The organism is Microcoleus sp. PH2017_35_SFW_U_B, from assembly GCF_020737865.1.
In the GTDB taxonomy this organism is placed as follows: domain Bacteria; phylum Cyanobacteriota; class Cyanobacteriia; order Cyanobacteriales; family Microcoleaceae; genus Microcoleus.
Genome location: NZ_JAEQDE010000104.1, coordinates 1 through 18,587, shown reverse-complemented (window position 1 = coordinate 18,587; position 18,587 = coordinate 1). Strand labels below are relative to the sequence as shown.

Here is an 18,587-nt window from a genome sequence, read left to right as displayed (position 1 = left end):
CACCGAATCGAACTGATCTGCTTCTGTGCTGGAGTATTCATGGGACGGATGAGACAGTTAAGTCATAACTAAGGATTGCAAGATTCTTCGTAACGCCTCTCTCTACAAACAATCCAGGAGTAACATCAATTATGACATCCAATACTGTATTTGATTTTCTGAAAACGGCTGAAAGTGAGGAGAACTATATTACCTGTCCGGCTTGCGGCTCTCCCATTGGTATCAGAACTCAAGGCTATGAAATGATTTTGACTGATAACTTACGCTTAGAGTTAGATGGCAACATTGCGTCCCTACGGCTTTTCTTAGAACGATTGGAAACTAAATTAGAACAAAGAAACTTGTTATTAAAACCATCAACGGATGGTCGTTATCCATACGGGCAGGAAAGAAAGTTTTTTTCCGATGATAAAACTGTTGATGCTGATGATGACGATAATGATGAGGATGATGATGCAATTCAAAATAAACGAGAATTATCTCATCAAGGGATGTATCGAGGTATTTTAGGCAAAGATGCTGCCGAAGACTTTGTTCAGAAAAAGTTAGACTTTTTTGAGCAAATCAGAAATCATGATAAATTCCCGCTAAAAACAGAAACTGACCAAGAACTTTTGGATCGAGAATGTAAATCTCTCCTGCGCGGTATAGAACCTCGTTCTCTAATTGGGAATTTGATGGATTTGATTTTCGATCAAAGGAATGTCTTTGAATGGATGAAAAAACTTGAGAGCGAGCCAAACAGAAAAAGACTCAAAGAACTACTCAATGAAGTTTGTCCTACTATTCAATGGTACTTGAATAAATTAGAGGAGATTCATGGCAAAAAGAAAGACGATGAAGGATTACTCAAAGCTATTCTTAGAGGGCAATTTGTTTTAGCTATAGTTCTGGGACACAACAGTGAAAAATGTGAGGTCTATGAACTAAAAACACTCTCTATCAATCGGAATGTGCCATTTACTTTACCTCGGCAAACTATTATTTCATACCGTAATTTACTAGATCTTCTTCACTCGGAAGTGGTATTAGGTAATCCTAAGCTGAGGTTATCAGACAACTTGCAGAAACAGTTAAAATCTAGTAAAGAGAAGTTGCTTAAGGAACAAAACGTACAACAAGTATCAAATATTTCTCCAAAGACTAATACGCCAAATAGCGAAGCTCTACTTGAAGAGTTTGTGAGAAAACTTGTCAAACAATGGGGTCGAGAAATTTATAAGCTAGTCAATTTTTCCTGTACAGGGCCTTCAGGAGATAATGACAAACGGTGCGGTTGGTATCCCAAAGAAAGCGAAACTCACTCAATTATCTTACTAGGCAGTCCGGGTACTGGAAAATCAAGTGTTTTACTCACAGGGTTAGTTTCTTTTTTCGATCACGTACAAGTTTTGGGAGCAACTGTAGCCCTTGATTTGCCAGATGACCGAAAACGATTGCAAGAGCTAGAAAAAGAGTATCGTAATGGGTCGATTCCTAAACCCACAAAAACAGGTACTAAAACCAGTATTAAACTTTCTGTGCAGTTTCCTGAAATAGGTTCAAATAATTTCGATAAAACTCACTTTGTCTTTACGGATATAGCGGGAGAAGATGTGGCGCGCAGTTTGACAGAAGAAGGTTCTCAACCTTGGGTACTGAGAATCCTGAAAAATGCCAATACAATTATCTTTTTCTTTGACTTATCGATTGAGCCTACTATTCGCGAAAAATTGACTAAAACTCGCAATGCAGAAATTTGGAAAGCTGTTGCGGAAAATTATGCGGTCGTCGATAAATCACGCGAGGGTAGAGCTACGGTCAATCAGTTATATCTTTTGGAACAAATCATCAGCGATCTAGAAACGCAAAGAGGTAATTTATCAGGGATAAATTTTATCTGTGTGATTCCCAAATCCGACCTCTATGCTAAAAAAGATGGAGAACAAGACCGATTGTTTTTTAACAGTTTTTACGAAAAGATGATCGGTCAAGGTATTTTTGTACCGTCAAATTTTGACAAACAGGATGATGAGTCTTTTGATGGATTCTGTTCGCTGGGAGGCACAGGTTATAACCCCAAGAGTAAAGACAATAAGGATACTTCTAGTAAGAAGAGTAAAGTTTTACTGCAAAAAGACATCGGTAGGATGATTTCTGATGAAGTGCGTAAGTGTTTATTAAATATGGGGAATGCTTTAGGAGAAGATGCTGTTCCTGCTTTCAAAGAATCCCTAAAACAGTTGGCTGAAGTTCGGTTAATGCAAAGGTTGGAAGCTCCTTTAGGAAAGGATTCTGTTTACTATTTAGCTGTTTCAGCACTTGGTAAGGATACATCAAAGATACAGCAGGAAGGAATAGAGAAGATAGATGGTGTCTTTAACCAGAAACTATCTGAATATGTCTTTATTTTACCCATTGCTCTAGCAGTTGCAGGTGAAATATCGAAGCAACAATCTTAGTATTCGGGTAACATTTTATCCCCTGGTTGTCAAGCACAAACTCAGATCGTTATACAGGGAATCGAACTGATCTTTTTTTGTGCTGGCACGATTCTAGCTTCGGATGAGACAGTTGAGTCATAGCCAAAGATTGCAAGATTAAAGGGAGGCAAAATGGCTCAATAATACCCATTTTACTAATTCCCAACCAATCTACTCTCTTATCAATCTAAAAACAGGAGCGATCGATATGAGCCTCAATGATAACATCGCACAGACGTTCAAAGACTTGGCAAACCTCGGTAGTAGTATGGAACGAGAACAATTAAAAAAACAGGTAAAAGGTTACACCATAGATGCTTGGAAAGATGAACGCATAGCAATGGTTGTAGCATCCGGGGGAATATCAGGTGCTTTAGGGGGTCCTATGGGGTTAGCAGCAATTCCTGCGGATCTGGCCTGGTGTGGGAGAGTCAGTGCCTTGGGCTGTTTCGGGATTGGTCATATCAAAGGTGTTGATGTTGACTACGACGTAGATATGAATTTAATCATGTCTATTTGGACAGGGCTTGGAGAAGCCGCAAGTACCATTCCAGTCGGAAAAGTTGGTATTAAAGTTTGTAGCAAAGCAACACCGAAGATAGCTGCTAAGGTAGCCGGAGTTCTTGTTTCAAAAGTAGCTCTCAAAGGTGGATCTAAACTCGGAGCAAAATTAGCATCTAAAGCTGCATCTAAAGCTGCTGCAAAGTTAGTTGCGAAACTTATGGCAAAGACTGGTACAGCTTGGATTCCCTTGGTTGGTGGAATTGTTTCTGGAGGGGTTAACTGGTGGCTAGTGAGTGGGCTTTTAGAGGCTGCTGAACAGTATTACTCACACGAATATATAGTCTTGCGTGATGGCGAACTGGCTTCTGCTGCTTAGATTTTCTACTTTGCAGAGTATAGCTTATGGGTGCGTTATGCCATCTGCTAGCGCACCTTCGTTTGAATAGTTCACAAGAGGAGATTTCAATGAGAACCGAATCAAGAAGTCCTAATCGATTTCAATGACTCCGATGACTGGCGAACAGTAGATAATCCCAAAAATGGGAAAAAATCTGACATTTCAAAAGTCAGCAAAGTCAATTAACTTAATTCAGCGAAAATCTTCACATACATAAGGAGAAACCAATGGCAATTTCGATTTTTACCTCTAGCTCTAACTCTAACATTACTTCCTCATCAAACAATACCAGTCTCGGAGTCATGAATAGCAACCTATCGCTCAATAACTTTTCTAGTCTGCCAGGAATGGATGCAAGTTTATCTCTTGAGATGTTTTCCAATATGAGCCCGGGAACGATGAACATGACCACTACAATGAACGCTTTTGGGTCAATGTCTTCTAATCCTACTGGCGCTTCAGGAGTCAATTTTAATATTTGGGGGAACGGCTCGATCGACCGTTCCGCACGGATCAATCCTGACGCACCAACTTATGTACTTATTCACGGCTGGCGTAATACCGGCGGAAATGCAGGCAACGGCTACAAGCCAGGGGATTGGCTGGCAGACCAAGCTCAAACTATACGCCAGCGAGAATCTCATGCAAATCTCGTCGTTGTTGACTGGGAAAAAGATGCTGGTAATGTCTTGTATTTCCCTTCTGCCGACAAAACACAGAATGTTGGCAATCAGCTATCTGCTTACTTGAAAAATAGCGGTGTAGATCCTAATTACACCACCTTAATCGGACACAGTTTAGGAGCTCACGTTGCTGGATTTGCAGCCTCTGCCTATCGCCAATCCACCGGAAAAGTGATTAATCAAATTGTGGGATTAGACCCCGCTGGCCCGGCATTTGAAGGTAAGGGTGCAGGCGATCGCCTCGACCCAACTGATGCTAATCGCGTCGTAGCTATTCATACCAGCCAGGTATTAGGTTACAACGATCGGCTAGGTACTCTCGATATTTATGCAAATAAAAAAGAATGGTACCAACCTGGACAAACTATCTTCCCGAAGAACTTTTTAGGTGGCAATCATACCTACGGTACTACCCTCTTCACAGAACTGCTCCAAGGCAACAGTTTTACTCAGTCTAACGGCTCTCTCCTAAATCTCAACACCGTATTCAACGCGGGATTTACTGGGGAAAACGATGCTAGCACTAAAAACAATAAAAGTATTGTTGCTCTCAATCTACCCGCTACCGCTAACAACGATAACCTGGCAGGTGGTGGAGCCAATGATAACATTAGTGGCGGTCTAGGAAACGACAAAATTACTGGCGGTGATGGTAATGATGCCCTCTTTGGGGATAGTGGCAACGATATCCTTAATGGTGGACGTGGTAACGATTCAGTGTTCGGCGGTACTGGCAACGAGCGCCTTTTTGGAGATAATGGCGACGACGTGCTGACGGGCGCAGATGCAGCAGCAGGAAGAGGTTTTGGCGAAATTGATCGCTTGACTGGTGGTGCTGGGCGCGATCGCTTTGTGCTAGGCGCTACTCAGGGAGCTTTCTACAGCGATAATAATATTAGCACCTCCGGTCTTAGCGATTTTGCGGTAATTACCGATTTCAATGCTTTAGAAGATACGATCCAACTGTCCGGCCCCAAGTCGAGGTATAGTCTGGGAGCGTCACCAACTGGTTTAGCTGTGGGTACAGCCATCTTCCTGAATGAAAGCCGTGCGGAACTAATTGCGATCGTTCAAGGTTCCACCAATCTCAACCTCAGCGCCAACTATTTTGTCAATGTCTAGTAGGACTTAAACAAACTGGGCTATATCTGGCTTCCACAAGTGGGGTTTATCTGCTTTTGCCCGCATTTGTTTTTGCTACTCGATCGCCCAAATTTTCATCAAACACAGTCCTGGACGCACTCATACCAAAGAAACCGGTTTTTTTACCTAATACCAAATCCGGGTTTCCAAACCCCTTTATTCTTCAATCGGCGCAGGCCGATTTTGTTTGTATAGACGCGGTTTCAACCGCCGAGTCATAACTAAAAAAAAGGAACAATGTATTTTTCCATTGTTCCTTCTCTTGTTATTTCCCAAACTGTCAATCTACAGCTTGACTTCAATATCTACGCCGGCTGGCAAATCCAATTTCATCAAAGCGTCAATTGTTTTAGCAGAAGGCTGGTGAATGTCGATAATGCGACGGTGCGTGCGGGTTTCAAAGTGTTCGCGAGAATCTTTGTCTACGTGGGGCGATCGCAGCAAGCAATAAATCCGTCGTTTTGTCGGTAGGGGAATCGGGCCGATCGCAGTAGCTGCTGTCCGATTTGCTGTATCTACAATCTTTTCACAAGATGCGTCGAGAATTCGGCGATCGAAAGCTTTGAGGCGAATGCGAATTTTTTGTTGTGGGATAGCTGCCATTTTGGTTTCTTTAATTTTCTAGGTTCTGTTTATTTTTTGTTCTTTGTTATTTGTTCTTTGTTACTTGTTATTTGTTCTTTGTTACTTGTTATTTGTTCTTTATTATCGAATATTTAATCAATAACTACCAACCAATAACTACTAACCACTAACTACTAACCAATAACTACTAACCAATAACTACTAACTACTCACTAAATAGCAGAAAAGCCTATTGACATTTGGTGGCTTTTCTGCTATCAGGGCTGTTAGCGGATTCCTACTTGAGGATTTTGGAAACAACGCCGGCGCCGACGGTGCGGCCGCCTTCGCGAATTGCGAAGCGCATTCCTTGTTCGATCGCGATCGGGTGAATCAGATCTACAGTCATTTTGATCCGGTCACCAGGCATCACCATTTCAGCTTCCGAACCGTCATCAGCAGTGAACTGCATGATTGTACCGGTTACGTCAGTTGTACGGACGTAGAATTGAGGGCGGTAGCCAGAGAAAAATGGCGTGTGACGGCCGCCTTCTTCCTTCTTCAGAATGTAAACTTCAGATTCAAACTGAGTGTGAGGACTGATGGATTTTGGCTTGGCAATTACCATGCCTCTTTCAATATCAGCCTTCAAAATACCCCGGAGGAGTAGACCCACGTTGTCGCCGGCCAAGCCTTCATCCAAGGACTTAGTGAACATTTCCACACCAGTCACCGTAGTGCTGCGAGTGTCCTTAAGACCAATCACTTCGACAGTTTCGCCTACTTTGACACTGCCGCGCTCAATCCGACCAGTAGCCACAGTACCCCGACCAGTAATCGAGAATACGTCTTCAACTGCCATCAAGAAAGGCTTGTCAATTTCGCGTTCTGGAGTAGGGATGTAAGCATCTACTGCTTCCATCAGCTTGTAAATCTTGTCAATCCACTCATTTTCGCCCTGCTTGGTTTTGGGGTTAGCAAGCATCGCTTCGAGAGCTTTCAAGCCAGAACCAGTCACGATGGGGATGTCATCGCCAGGAAAATCGTAAGAGCTCAAAAGTTCGCGAACTTCCAGTTCTACCAGTTCCAACAGTTCAGCGTCATCCACCATGTCTTCCTTGTTCAAGAAGACAACCAAGCTGGGAACACCAACTTGCTTAGCTAGCAGGATGTGTTCGCGAGTTTGAGGCATGGGGCCGTCTGCCGCTGACACTACTAGGATGCCGCCGTCCATTTGAGCAGCACCGGTGATCATGTTTTTCACATAGTCAGCGTGTCCGGGGCAATCCACGTGGGCGTAGTGACGACCTGTGGTTTCGTATTCTACGTGAGCGGTATTAATCGTAATACCCCGTGCTTTTTCTTCGGGCGCAGCGTCGATGTCGGCGTAGTTCTTAGCCTTTGCTTGACCTAGTGCAGAGAGAGTCATCGTAATCGCCGCGGTCAAAGTTGTTTTGCCGTGGTCAACGTGACCGATTGTGCCGATGTTTACGTGGGGTTTAGTCCGTTCAAATTTTGCGCGTGCCATTCTCGATTTGTTCCTTGTTTTTTTTAGCGATTTTAGACTTGAGATTTTAGATTCTAGATTTTGGATTCAATCCAAAATCCAAAATCTAAAACCTTAAATCATTAGTTCCCTTTGTTCTTAGCGATAATGGCTTCAGCCACATTTCGCGGCACTTCTTCGTAATGGCTGAATTCCATTGTGAAGATGCCTCGACCTTGGGTTTTGGAGCGGATGTCAGTAGCGTAACCGAACATTTCTGCTAGTGGAACCTTTACAGAAACTTTGGCAATTCCCTGATCCGTCTCTTGACCTTCGATCTGACCCCGACGCGAGTTGAGGTCTCCGATGACGTTCCCGATGTAATCTTCGGGAACTTCAACCTCTACCTTCATCATAGGCTCTAGCAGCACAGGCGACGCCTTCATCACGGCTTCTTTGATTGCCATTGAACCGGCGATCTTGAATGCCATTTCTGAAGAGTCTACATCGTGGAAAGACCCGTCTACCATAGTAGCTCTGAGGTCGATCACGGGATATCCTGCTAGAATACCTGATTCGCAGGCTTCTTTCATCCCTTGTGCTGCCGGATTGATGTACTCTTTCGGTACAGTGCCACCGACAATTTTGGAGACAAATTCAAAGCCGGTTCCCTCTTCAGCAGGTTCTAGTTCGATCACCACGTGACCGTACTGACCTTTACCGCCGCTTTGGCGGATAAATTTACCTTCGGCGCGGACGGATTTGCGAATGGTTTCGCGGTAGGCTACTTGCGGCTGACCGACGTTGGCTTCTACTTTGAATTCGCGCAGCATCCTGTCTACCAAAATTTCCAAGTGCAGTTCTCCCATGCCGGCGATGACTGTCTGATTGGTTTCTGGGTCAACGTTGACTCGGAAGGTGGGGTCTTCTTCGGAGAGTGACTGGAGGGCTTTGGAGAGCTTCTCCATGTCTTGTTTGGTTTTGGGTTCCACCGCTACCGAGATGACTGGTTCTGGAATAAACAGGGACTCCAGAATCACTTCGGAGCCTTCTTCACAGATGGTATCGCCTGTGAAGGTGTCTTTCAGACCCAAGGCTGCTCCCAAGTCTCCGGCGCGGAGTTCTTCTACGTCTATCCGATCGTCCGCTTTGAGTACAATTAGGCGAGAAACCCGCTCTTTTTTGTCTTTGGTGGAGTTGAGGACGTAGCTACCTTTTTTGAGGACACCGGAGTAAACGCGGAGGAAGGTCAGGCGACCGTAGGGGTCTGCCATGATTTTGAATGCCAGAGCTGACAGCGGGGCGTTGTCGTCGGCAAAGCGCTCTGCGGTGTCGCCGTTGGGTAGGAGTCCTTGAATTGGGGGAACTTCCAAGGGCGACGGCAGATAGTCGATGACTGCATCCAACAACAACTGAACGCCTTTGTTTTTGAATGCCGAACCGCACAGCATGGGGACGATCGTACCTTGGACAGTACCGTGGCGCAGGGCCAAACGGATTTCGTCTTCGGTTAGTTCTACACCTTCGAGGTATTTCTCGGTAAGGGCGTCGCTGGTTTCTGCTACGGATTCGATCAGCTTGGTGCGATATTGGGCCGCTAGCTCTTGGACTTCATCGGGGATTTCTACTTCCTCGATATCAGTGCCCGTGTTGTTCTTGTAGATATAGGCTTTCATTTGCACTATGTCTACAATTCCCCGGAAGTTTTCCTCACTGCCGATCGGGATTTGGATGGGTACAGCGTTCGCTCTCATCCGATCGCAAATTTGAGCATAGACTTTGTAGAAGTTCGCGCCCATCCGATCCATTTTGTTGACAAACACGATTCGCGGTACTTTATACCGATCGGCTTGTCGCCAAACTGTTTCCGATTGTGGTTGCACTCCACCTACCGAGCAGAATACTGCGATCACTCCGTCAAGCACTCGCATGGAACGTTCTACTTCGATAGTGAAGTCTACGTGTCCGGGAGTGTCGATGATGTTGATTTTGTGCTCTTTCCAAGTGGTGGTGATAGCGGCAGCAGTAATCGTAATTCCCCGCTCTCGCTCTTGCGCCATCGTGTCCATAATTGTTGTTCCATCGTGCACTTCACCCATTTTGTGAACCATGCCAGAATAGAACAGAATTCTTTCTGTTGTTGTTGTTTTGCCCGCGTCAATGTGGGCGGCGATGCCGATGTTGCGAGTTTTCTCTAGCGGGACGATACGTGCCACAGCTACCTCCTTGGAGTTTGTGTTGCTATAATACAACTATACTACATAATAACTTTGTTTGCCATCGCTACCGACTTAGAACATAAGTATATGGAGCGTATTGTTACATTTTAATATTTTTTGCAACATTTGTTTACAAAAATATTAAGGATGCGACATGGAGGATTCAGAGACCGGGTGAATTTTTACTTTGGGAGTTTTGAGTTTGCTTCACGAATGGCCGGCAGCATTGTCCCTGGAGAAGCAATCTCAATACTCAAAATTTACACTTTTCAATTGATCGCCCGATGCTTTTATGCCGCGCGATCGACCTCTTCTCCATGCCCGACGATTTGGCAATTAGTAACGGTAGTGAGCAAAAGCCTTGTTAGCTTCTGCCATACGGTGTGTTTCTTCGCGCTTGCGAATAGCACTGCCTGTTTCGTTGGCTGCATCCATCAGTTCGTTAGCCAGTTTAGCTGCCATTGAGCGGCCTGTGCGGGCGCGGGCAAATCTAATCAGCCAACGGAGTGCGAGGGTGGTTCCGCGATCGGAACGTACTTCCATCGGCACTTGGTATGTAGCGCCACCTACCCGGCGGGCTTTGACTTCTACCAGGGGTGTAGCGTTTTTGACTGCTTTTTCAAACAAGTCTAACGGTTCAGCTCCTGTGCGTTCTTGGATGGTTTTCAGGGCGTCGTAGACTATGCTGGAGGCCACGGATTTTTTGCCGTGCTGCATGATCCGTCTCACCATCATGCTTACCAACCGGCTGTTGTAGGTTGGATCTGGAGGAACTGGACGTTTTTGAATAACTGTGCGGCGAGACATAGTTCTATTTGGGATTTTTGATTTTGAATGATTGAATTTGGGGTTTTGAACTCAGATATTATCGATCGCGGACGATCGAAAGTTTGGCTTTTCCACCCCTCAAGGATGCGAGTTACCAGAAAGAATTGGTTGAAAGCCGGAACACGAGTGAGGGAGAAGTTAAAATCAGACTATTCATTACTCCAATCCTCTTCCTTCTAGGTAGAGGTCGCTCTTAAACTGTCAACTGTCAACTGTCAACTGTCAACTGTCAACTGTTGAAGTCTTATTTCTTCGCTGCTTTAGGACGCTTCGCCCCATATTTTGAACGACCTTGCTTGCGGTCTTTCACGCCGGCAGTGTCTAATGTACCGCGAATGATGTGGTATCTAACTCCAGGTAAATCTTTTACCCGACCGCCTCGAATCATTACTACCGAATGTTCTTGCAAGTTGTGACCGATGCCGGGGATGTAGGCTGTCACTTCAAAACCAGAGGTCAGCCGTACCCGAGCCACTTTCCGCAGCGCCGAGTTGGGTTTTTTCGGGGTGGTCGTGTACACTCTGGTGCAAACTCCGCGGCGCTGGGGGCAACTCTTGAGAGCTGGCGATTTGGTTTTTTTCTGCGTTTGTTCCCGTGCTGAACGGATGAGTTGCTGAATAGTGGGCATGAGTTACGGCATTTCTAGCTTTTTGCTGAATATAGTGATTTGGCGGCATCCGCACTGAAAGTCCCTTCCCCTGTGTGGGGACGGGATAAATGAAAATAATTATGGGTAAGTGAGGATACCAGACTCTATATAGTACACGACTCGAGTTTTTTTGGCAAGAAATTTCCACGGCGGGCGAACTTTCTTGCTTGTTTGCTCGAAGTTGGGATGCGGCGATCGCCCGTCGTACCAATACATATGTGGCATTATATATTGAAGCCCAACTTTGAAGAGGGTCACAGCAGTGGTGCAAAATCGATCGCGCGAAATATCGAACCACCATTTTTCGGAGACGCCCATCAACTCTACCGTGCGATCGCATCACAGCCGCTCGCATCACAGCCTCAGAGAGATCGACATCACATAAAGTTATATAAAATTACCTGATAATAAGCAATATACATTTAGTTGAGCGCAGATGAAAACCAAAACTTATATTCCTGAAAGTACAATTTCCGAACTTTACTTGAATATTTGGAAATCCGGTAAGATAGATCGGACGGTGTTCCACCAAATTCAATACGAAATTAATTCTGAGACTTTAAAAAGTTCAGACGAGCTAAAAATTGTTAGCAGACTGCTCTATGCAGTCCGACGGGGATGGCTTTTAGTCATGGACTAAGTGGCGTTTGGAGTGTTGATATTACCTCCAAAGGCAAGCGCCAACAACGCAGGTGAGTGAGTTTTCAGTTTTGAGTTAAAATCTCATCCATAAAATCATATATAAATTATATTATATAGAGACTCAAATAAGACTCACCACACTTGACAGGCAATATTCAAGGAAAAGGACAGGGTATGTTTAATTCTACAGAACTGCTGATCGAAGCTTTCATCAAACAACTAGAAAATGGATATAGTCGCACTTACGGAGGCTACAAATCCGACTATGCCGACATTATTGCCTGGGTGGGGGCAATGGCGTTAGAAAACATTGCCAGCAGCGACGCTCTTTATCACAATACAGAACACGCCATTTGTATTACCTTGGTCGGTCAAGAAATTTTGCGGGGAAAACACATTCGCAAGGGCGGAGTCTCGTGTGAAAATTGGCTGCACTTCATCATTTCTTTGCTGTGCCAAGATATCGGATATGTCAAAGGAGTTTGCCGAGAAGACCAAGCATCAGCAGGATTGTATGCTACCGGAAAAGATGGCATGAGAATTGCACTTGCTCCTGGTGCAACAGCGGCTAGTTTATCTCCTTACCGAGTTGACAGAGCAAAACTATTCATTGACGAGCGCTTCGGCAACCACAAGCTAATTAATGCTGAGATAATCAAGCAGAACATAGAACAGACTCGTTTCTCGGTGCTTGACGGCAACATTGACCAAGATGCAGGTAATTATTCTAGTTTAGTTCGCGGTGCTGACTTGATAGGTCAGCTCAGCAACCCACAATATTTACAAAAAATTGGCGCGCTGTTTTACGAATTGGAAGAAAGCGGTGCTACTAAAGTTTTGGGATACCGACATCCGGGCGACTTGCTCCAAAGCTACTCTAAGTTTTACTGGAGTGGAATTTATCCTCACATTAGCGAATCTCTCGGTTATTTGCAGTTGACCCAGGAAGGCAAACAGATTGTTGCTAGTTTGTACGCCAACGTATTTCGGATGGAACACCAACGTTTCGATTCAGAGGTTGCTTGATTGCCAAGGGCGGGAGCTCACAGCCACCGCCCCTAAAGAACTTCACTCTCCATTTCCGAATGGTATTGAGGACATAACCAATTGCTAGGTATCAAAGAAGGCCATCCCTCCCGCAGCGCTTCAAAACAAACAGCACGCACAGTTAACTGACAATCCAGCAATTCTACACCAGCTTTTTCAACTTGCTTTTTCCCAATTTTAAAAATCGATTCATCGCTAAATTCAAAAGTCTTGTGACACTGAATGCAAACCAGGTGATGATGGTGGTGTAATTCAGGCAAATTTAGTTCATAATGTTTGTGTCCTTCTGCTAATTCTAGTTCGCGCAAAATCCCAATTCTGGCTAATAAATGCAATGTTCTATATACAGTAGATAAGCCAATTTTTTCTCCTTGACTCTGTAAAGTTTTATATAACTCTTCTGCACTCAAATGATTGCCTTGCCGTAGATTTTGAAAGACGCTTAAAATAGTTTCTCGCTGGGGAGTCAGGCGACAGCCCCTCTGGTTGAGTTCGACTTTGAGTGAGTTAGCACTGTATAAATTCATATTTGTGAAGGCAGAAGGATTTAGTTATCTAGGAGAGGAGAGGAGGGTAGGCACGGGGGCACTACCCCTACAAATTGTTCGCAATTCATAATTGAGGGCTATAGCCGCTTTTCCCTCTTGCTAAAGGTGTAACTGAAGGATTAGTTGTCGGTATTTCTGTGTAAGGTTTATGAAGCTTAGAGCAATGTTGTTGACAAGAATTGGCAAAACAAGTTTTCGGTTCAAAGTCGGTACAGCCGATCGCATCTTCAGTACAAGCAACACACGGCCGCACGGTACACTTGAGACGGTAGTCATTAGTAAAAAACTCGCAATCCGAACACGGAATTTGATGCAGTCGCCGAATTTGATAGAATCCTTCTCGCAGCGCTACCGAAATACTCCACAAAAACAGAACCATCAAAGTCCCGATACAGAAACAGCAAATAAAAACAGTCATAGGGTGATTTTCTCAACAGTATATACAAATCCAGAACTGAGCCAATTTAAGCAAGAAAGTTGAACTTTGTTTCTTGCTTAAATTCGATTCAGATTCTATTTTGAGTTCAGTTCACAACACCTCGGAAAATTGCATCAATGCCAGCAAAATTGTCTAGCAGCAAATAAGCAAGGAAAGCTCCGCTCGTACCTCCGATCACAAAACCGCCCCGGAATAAACTCCAATCTTCCGGCGTTTTGTGCCAGTAAAGAACTTTACCTGCTTCGATGTTCCGATTCTCGTAAATCGAGAGGCCTATTGCCAAAATCAAGACTAATGCCAGAGTTGCCAGCAATCCTGCCAGAGGTGCTAAACCTTTTTCTTGTAAAGGCAGCAATACTGCAAAAGCTCCTACCAGGAAATAGCCGTGAGCCAAGCTAACTTCTAATCCCCTGACTATGGGAGACAATCCCTTGCGGTAAATCGGCAAATTCCGCAAAAAAGTTACAGTCGTGTCAGAAAAACTTACGGTTGTCGTTGCACTTGCAACTGGAACCATAGCAGGAGTTGCCGTTACAAATTCGCCCGATCGAAAATCAAATCCTGCTGCTTTTGTCCGTACCCGCAGGGCGTGCCAAATATGACCGGAAAGCGCCAGAATCGCTAAGATAAAGTGGCTTGTTGCCTGCCAAGTCCGCGAAGAAACTACTGTGGCTTCCGGGCCGGTTAAACCCACAGGGCCGTAGAAAACCTCTGGATAAACAGTGTCGTTTACTGTCACAAAGTAGGCAGCCAAAAAGCCCATGTAAGCCAAAGCGCCCAAACTGTAAGAAAGGTAAGCTTCTCCCGACCAAAACAACACTCGCTGGGCCCAGGCAAAAGGCTTGGTGAAGATATGCCAGAAACCGCCAATGATGCAGAGCAAGCCGACATAAATGTGACCGCCGATCACATCTTCTAAGTTGTCAACTGCTGCCATTCCTTCGGGGCCGTATACGGGGAAGAGATAGCTAAAAATGCGAATGGGATTGAGGGTTGGTTCGCTAATTATTCGTACATCTGCGACGTGGGGATCGTAAAGACCTCCCCAAAATAAGGCTTTTGCGACTAGCAGCCAAGCACCAGCACCTAATAGTAATAGGTGAATGCCGATGATGCTGGTCATCTTATCTTTGTCTTCCCAGTCGTAGCCGAAGGAACCAAAGAAAGTGTTGTTTTGTGGCAATACTTTCGGGCCGAGCAAGGAATGATAAAGGCCGCCGGCACCAAGAACTGCGGAGCTAATTAAATGCACAACTCCGATCGCAAAATAGGGATAGATATCAACAATTTGACCACCTTTACCTACTCCCAAACCCAAACTTGCCAAATGTGGCAGCAGGATTAAACCTTGGTCGTACATGGGCTGCTGCGGGTTGAAATTGGAAATTTCAAACAGAGTCATCGCCCCGGCCCACAGTACAATCAAACCTGCGTGAGCGACGTGAGCTCCTAAAATTCGTCCTGACAATTCTGTGAAACGGGCGTTACCAGCCCACCAGCCGTACTCGTTTTCTGGCTTTTCCAGTTCTGGTTTTAAATTCGGTTCAGCTATTGCTTGCATTTTCGCTTTCCTCTAATTTCGGTGAATTGGAGTTGCCCAAAAAACCCGGTTTCTCACAAAAGTCGTCGCTTTTTTCGAGAAATGTTGGTGCAGAAACCGGGTTTTTGACCCCCGCGCGTAAATTCTGGGTTAACTCGCTGCATTCGCTGCAACTTGGTTGACGACTTCGCCTTTGCGGAAGTCAAATCCCGCTGCTCGGAGGGCGTGCCAAATATGTCCTTGCAAGAAGAAGAAGGCTAACCAGAAGTGAGAATTTGCCAGCCAAGTTCGAGAAGTCAAAACTTCTCCACTATCGAAATAGGGATATTGCTGGATGCCAATTTTTAAGGCTGGGCCGAAGAATTCTACTGGGTAAACCAGGGTGTTGACTGAGACAAAGTAGGCGGCGATGAAACCCATTAAGGCTAAAGCGCCAAGACTGTAGGAGAGATAAGCTTCTCCTGACCAGACGAACAGGTTTTCTGTCCAAGCAAAAGGCTGAGTGCGAATGTGCCACAACCCGCCGATTATGCAGAGAATTCCTACCCACATATGGCCGCCGACAACATCTTCGAGGTTGTTGACGGAGGCAATCCAGTTTTTGCCACCTGCGCCGAATAGGTAGCCGAAAATCACAGTTGGGTCGAATGTGGGTTCCGAAATCACCCGCACTTGCCCGATCGTGGTATCATACAAACCACCGAAATACATTGCTTTGGCCACCAATAAGAAGGCTCCGATACCTAACAAAACTAGGTGGATGCCTAAAATTGTGGTCATTTTTTCTTTGTCTTCCCATTTGTAGCCGAAGAAAGGAGTTCTTTCTTCGAGGGTGGCTTCTCCTTTGAGGGAGTGGAAGATGCCACCGAAGCCGAGAAAGGCTGAGCTGATTAGATGAATGACACCAATCTGAAAGTACGGATAGGTATCAACAATTTTGCCTCCGGCTCCGACACCCAAGCCAAGTCTGGCTAGGTTGGGCAGCAGAATTAAGCCTTGTTCGTACATGGGCAATTCTGGGTTGAAGCGGGAAAGCTCAAACAGGGTATAGGCTCCCGCCCAGAGGACGATGAGGCCGGCTTGGGCGACGTGAGCACCTAGCAAACGACCCGAAAGGTTGATTAAGCGGGCGTTGCCGGCCCACCAGGGATAGGTTTCTCCTTGGGCTGGGAAGGATTTTTTGGCCATGCTTGTCACGGCGAGTTACCTCTTGAGAAAGATGTCAATTGAGTCTTAAGCTTGTGCAGCTTATTGATATAGATAATCAACAATTTTAGAAGTTTCGTCAAGGGCTATTTGATAAAGTTTTTCACTTATTTTAGTTAAGATATGTAACACAGCCGTTTAAAATATCGTAAAACCAAGTCTACAATTGGTTTTGAGCTACAATAAGAACTTTTCCTCCGGTTGGGCAGAATAAAATTTAGAGCAAGATTTATAAATTTATTGACAAATAGTCTTAGTAAAGGTAGAGTTTTGTTTAAGTAGCTATCTAATCCTCTCGGAAAAGACAAGGTGGCAAAAGAAATTCGGTACTTTCTTCTGGGCAAGCTTGATAAAAGTGGGGCTAGAAGGGGTGCGGGATTGTTTTTTTCTGAATCAAGAGAGTTAATCGCTACTTGTTGGCATATTCATCTCAAACTCTAAACAACAAAGCCTGAGAGCGTTTGCTCTCAGGCTTTTCTAGTTAGATTTTTAACTGCTTGTGGCATCGGACACGCTAGCTCAAGCAGATGATTTGCTTTCCGATGATCTGCTTTCCTCGGCTACTTGCTCGTTGCTGGGCAACTCCAGGCAATAACCCGCGCCGTATACGGTTTTGATGTACCGAGGATGGCGGGGATCGGGTTCCATCTTGGTTCTCAGGTGTCTGATGTGTACGCGAATTGTTTCGATATCGTCATCGGGGTCGTAACCCCAGACTTCTTTGAGAATTTCGCTGGGAGAGACTGTCTGACCGTGGCGCTGGAGCAAGCAGTGCAACAACTCGAACTCTAGGTGAGTCAGTTTGACGGTATTAACGTACCAAACAGCTTCAAACCTTTCGGGGACAAGAGTTAGCGGGCCGTAATTCAGGATTTCTGAGTGTTTGGCAGCTTGGGGGATGCGGTCTGTGCGCCTCAGCAAGGCTCGCACTCGTGCCAGCATTTCTTCTAGTTCAAAGGGTTTGGTCAGGTAATCGTCGGCGCCGGAGTTGAAGCCTTCTACTTTATCTTGAGTTTGACTTAAGGCTGTCAACATCAAGACGGGTATGTCGGCGGTGCGATCGTCACGCCGCAATCGCTGACACACTGTGAATCCGTCTACTCTAGGCAGCATCAGGTCTAGCATGATCAGGTCGGGGAGCATTTGTATTGCTAGTGCCTGACCTTTGATGCCGTCTTCTGCCTGGGTGACTTCGTAGCCAGCCATTTCTAGGTTGACGGCTACGAGTTCGGCGATCGCCGCGTCATCATCAATAACAAGTATCCGAGGCATCATCATTTATCTCACCGCTAACCAGATGGCGGAGGCTACAGCCTTCTGGGGGTTCCAGGTAACTTTAAGGAGCAATTTTTTAATTTTAAGCTTCATAAAAAAACTCGGTAAGTGGGAAACTCAGGGTATGAAAGACCTGAGAGGAAAATGACCAGGCGATTTCAACCGCCTTGAATCTTTACCATTACCGCCTTGGAGTTGCAAGAGTCTGGTGTACTTTTGTAATGTACTTTCAATGGGACAATTACCATCTCAAATCTTGCAACCCTGTACGCATAATGTTCGCTCCTGATGGAGCCTCCCTTCCGGGGTAATGTTCGCCTCGACCTGGTTATAAAGGCTTGTTAGACCTGCGACACTGTTTCAGTGACTTTAAAACTGTTTAATCGCAGGTGACAGAGCGGAAAACTGGCGTCGCATTCGCCGGTGTCGTGACCTAAATAACGTCTCCTCCCAAGAGGGGTCTGGTCAGAACAGCTTGCAATTTCTTACAAGCTCAGTGGCTTGAGCCTCGGAGTTCCTGACTAAGGATTATAAGGTTCATTAAGAACTTTTAGGGTTCTGTAAATATTCTTGTACTAATTATAAGCCCTCTTGAGCGCATATCAGAAAACTGTTCGCCAAAAATCTTGCTGGGAGTCGATTTTTTGCCGGCAAGAACAGCTTCCTGTTTCTTCTGGGTTTGCCTGCGACTTCAGGCAATGGCGCTAAGGGTAAGCTACTGCGGGTGCCAGAGATTGTCTGTGGCGATCGAGCCATATAGGGGAATTCGGATAGAGGATTTGGCGACTCGATAACGGGTCATTGAAATATACTGCTTAAATGCTGTACCACTTAAGCCCGGTCTTTGAGACATCTGTTAAGGGGCTTGCAATTAAATATAACCCCAGTTATCCTAGAAGAGTAGGAACCAAAAAATCTGACATAAGTGGTTGTGACTTCTGTAAGTGGGATGCTA

General features: G+C 45.2%; 16 protein-coding genes. 5 read left to right on the top strand and 11 right to left on the bottom strand.

Annotated features, from left to right (window positions below; translation table 11 throughout):
- The first annotated feature begins 131 nt into the window (after positions 1-131).
- From JGK36_RS26785 to JGK36_RS26775, 3 genes are all read left to right on the top strand, one after another.
- Positions 132-2,441, top strand: coding sequence for a hypothetical protein (locus tag JGK36_RS26785; RefSeq protein WP_293197695.1), 2,310 nt, complete (start codon positions 132-134; stop codon positions 2,439-2,441).
- A 229-nt stretch (positions 2,442-2,670) separates the two neighbouring features.
- Positions 2,671-3,342, top strand: coding sequence for a hypothetical protein (locus JGK36_RS26780; RefSeq protein ID WP_293197693.1), 672 nt, complete (start codon positions 2,671-2,673; stop codon positions 3,340-3,342).
- Positions 3,343-3,590: 248 nt separating this feature from the next.
- The gene (locus JGK36_RS26775; protein ID WP_293197691.1) at positions 3,591-5,168 is read left to right on the top strand and encodes a hypothetical protein; all 1,578 of its coding nucleotides are present in this window, start codon (positions 3,591-3,593) and stop codon (positions 5,166-5,168) included.
- 306 nt (positions 5,169-5,474) lie between these two features.
- Here JGK36_RS26775 and rpsJ read toward each other — a convergent pair whose 3' ends face one another.
- From rpsJ to rpsL, 5 genes are all read right to left on the bottom strand, one after another.
- Positions 5,475-5,783 carry a 30S ribosomal protein S10 gene (rpsJ, locus tag JGK36_RS26770; protein ID WP_265238410.1) on the bottom strand — a complete coding sequence of 103 codons (309 nt, stop codon included), beginning with the start codon at positions 5,781-5,783 and terminating at the stop codon, positions 5,475-5,477.
- 268 nt (positions 5,784-6,051) lie between these two features.
- Positions 6,052-7,281 (bottom strand): elongation factor Tu, encoded by a 1,230-nt coding sequence (gene tuf, locus JGK36_RS26765; RefSeq protein ID WP_293186979.1) that lies wholly within the window; start codon positions 7,279-7,281, stop codon positions 6,052-6,054.
- A gap of 101 nt (positions 7,282-7,382) precedes the next feature.
- On the bottom strand, positions 7,383-9,455 hold the full coding sequence (gene fusA / locus JGK36_RS26760; RefSeq protein WP_293186980.1) for an elongation factor G: 2,073 nt from the start codon (positions 9,453-9,455) through the stop codon (positions 7,383-7,385).
- Positions 9,456-9,794: 339 nt separating this feature from the next.
- The gene (gene rpsG / locus JGK36_RS26755) at positions 9,795-10,265 is read right to left on the bottom strand and encodes a 30S ribosomal protein S7 (RefSeq protein WP_006632196.1); all 471 of its coding nucleotides are present in this window, start codon (positions 10,263-10,265) and stop codon (positions 9,795-9,797) included.
- Positions 10,266-10,530: 265 nt separating this feature from the next.
- Complete coding sequence (rpsL, locus tag JGK36_RS26750; protein ID WP_106150480.1) at positions 10,531-10,914, bottom strand: 30S ribosomal protein S12; 384 nt, start codon at positions 10,912-10,914, stop codon at positions 10,531-10,533.
- Positions 10,915-11,371: 457 nt separating this feature from the next.
- On the opposite strand from rpsL, the gene JGK36_RS26745 reads away from it, so the two are divergent.
- Together JGK36_RS26745 and JGK36_RS26740 are read left to right on the top strand one after the other, a co-directional pair.
- Positions 11,372-11,575 carry a hypothetical protein gene (locus JGK36_RS26745; protein WP_293153605.1) on the top strand — a complete coding sequence of 68 codons (204 nt, stop codon included), beginning with the start codon at positions 11,372-11,374 and terminating at the stop codon, positions 11,573-11,575.
- 176 nt (positions 11,576-11,751) lie between these two features.
- On the top strand, positions 11,752-12,603 hold the full coding sequence (locus tag JGK36_RS26740) for an Npun_R2479 family HD domain-containing metalloprotein (protein WP_293186982.1): 852 nt from the start codon (positions 11,752-11,754) through the stop codon (positions 12,601-12,603).
- 32 nt (positions 12,604-12,635) lie between these two features.
- Here the strand turns inward: JGK36_RS26740 and JGK36_RS26735 are convergent, their stop codons facing one another.
- From JGK36_RS26735 to JGK36_RS26705, 6 genes are all read right to left on the bottom strand, one after another.
- Positions 12,636-13,151, bottom strand: coding sequence for a transcriptional repressor (locus JGK36_RS26735; RefSeq protein ID WP_293186983.1), 516 nt, complete (start codon positions 13,149-13,151; stop codon positions 12,636-12,638).
- Between the two features lie 85 nt (positions 13,152-13,236).
- Positions 13,237-13,590, bottom strand: coding sequence for a hypothetical protein (locus JGK36_RS26730; protein ID WP_293186984.1), 354 nt, complete (start codon positions 13,588-13,590; stop codon positions 13,237-13,239).
- 106 nt (positions 13,591-13,696) lie between these two features.
- A complete protein-coding gene (locus JGK36_RS26720) occupies positions 13,697-15,172 on the bottom strand; it encodes a chlorophyll a/b binding light-harvesting protein (RefSeq protein ID WP_366516584.1) in 1,476 nt (491 codons plus the stop codon).
- 129 nt (positions 15,173-15,301) lie between these two features.
- Positions 15,302-16,339, bottom strand: coding sequence for a chlorophyll a/b binding light-harvesting protein (locus JGK36_RS26715; protein ID WP_293186985.1), 1,038 nt, complete (start codon positions 16,337-16,339; stop codon positions 15,302-15,304).
- Positions 16,340-16,876: 537 nt separating this feature from the next.
- On the bottom strand, positions 16,877-17,629 hold the full coding sequence (locus JGK36_RS26710; protein ID WP_293186988.1) for a response regulator transcription factor: 753 nt from the start codon (positions 17,627-17,629) through the stop codon (positions 16,877-16,879).
- Between the two features lie 718 nt (positions 17,630-18,347).
- Positions 18,348-18,485, bottom strand: a complete 138-nt coding sequence (locus tag JGK36_RS26705) for a hypothetical protein (protein WP_293186986.1) — start codon at positions 18,483-18,485, stop codon at positions 18,348-18,350.
- Positions 18,486-18,587 lie beyond the last annotated feature (102 nt).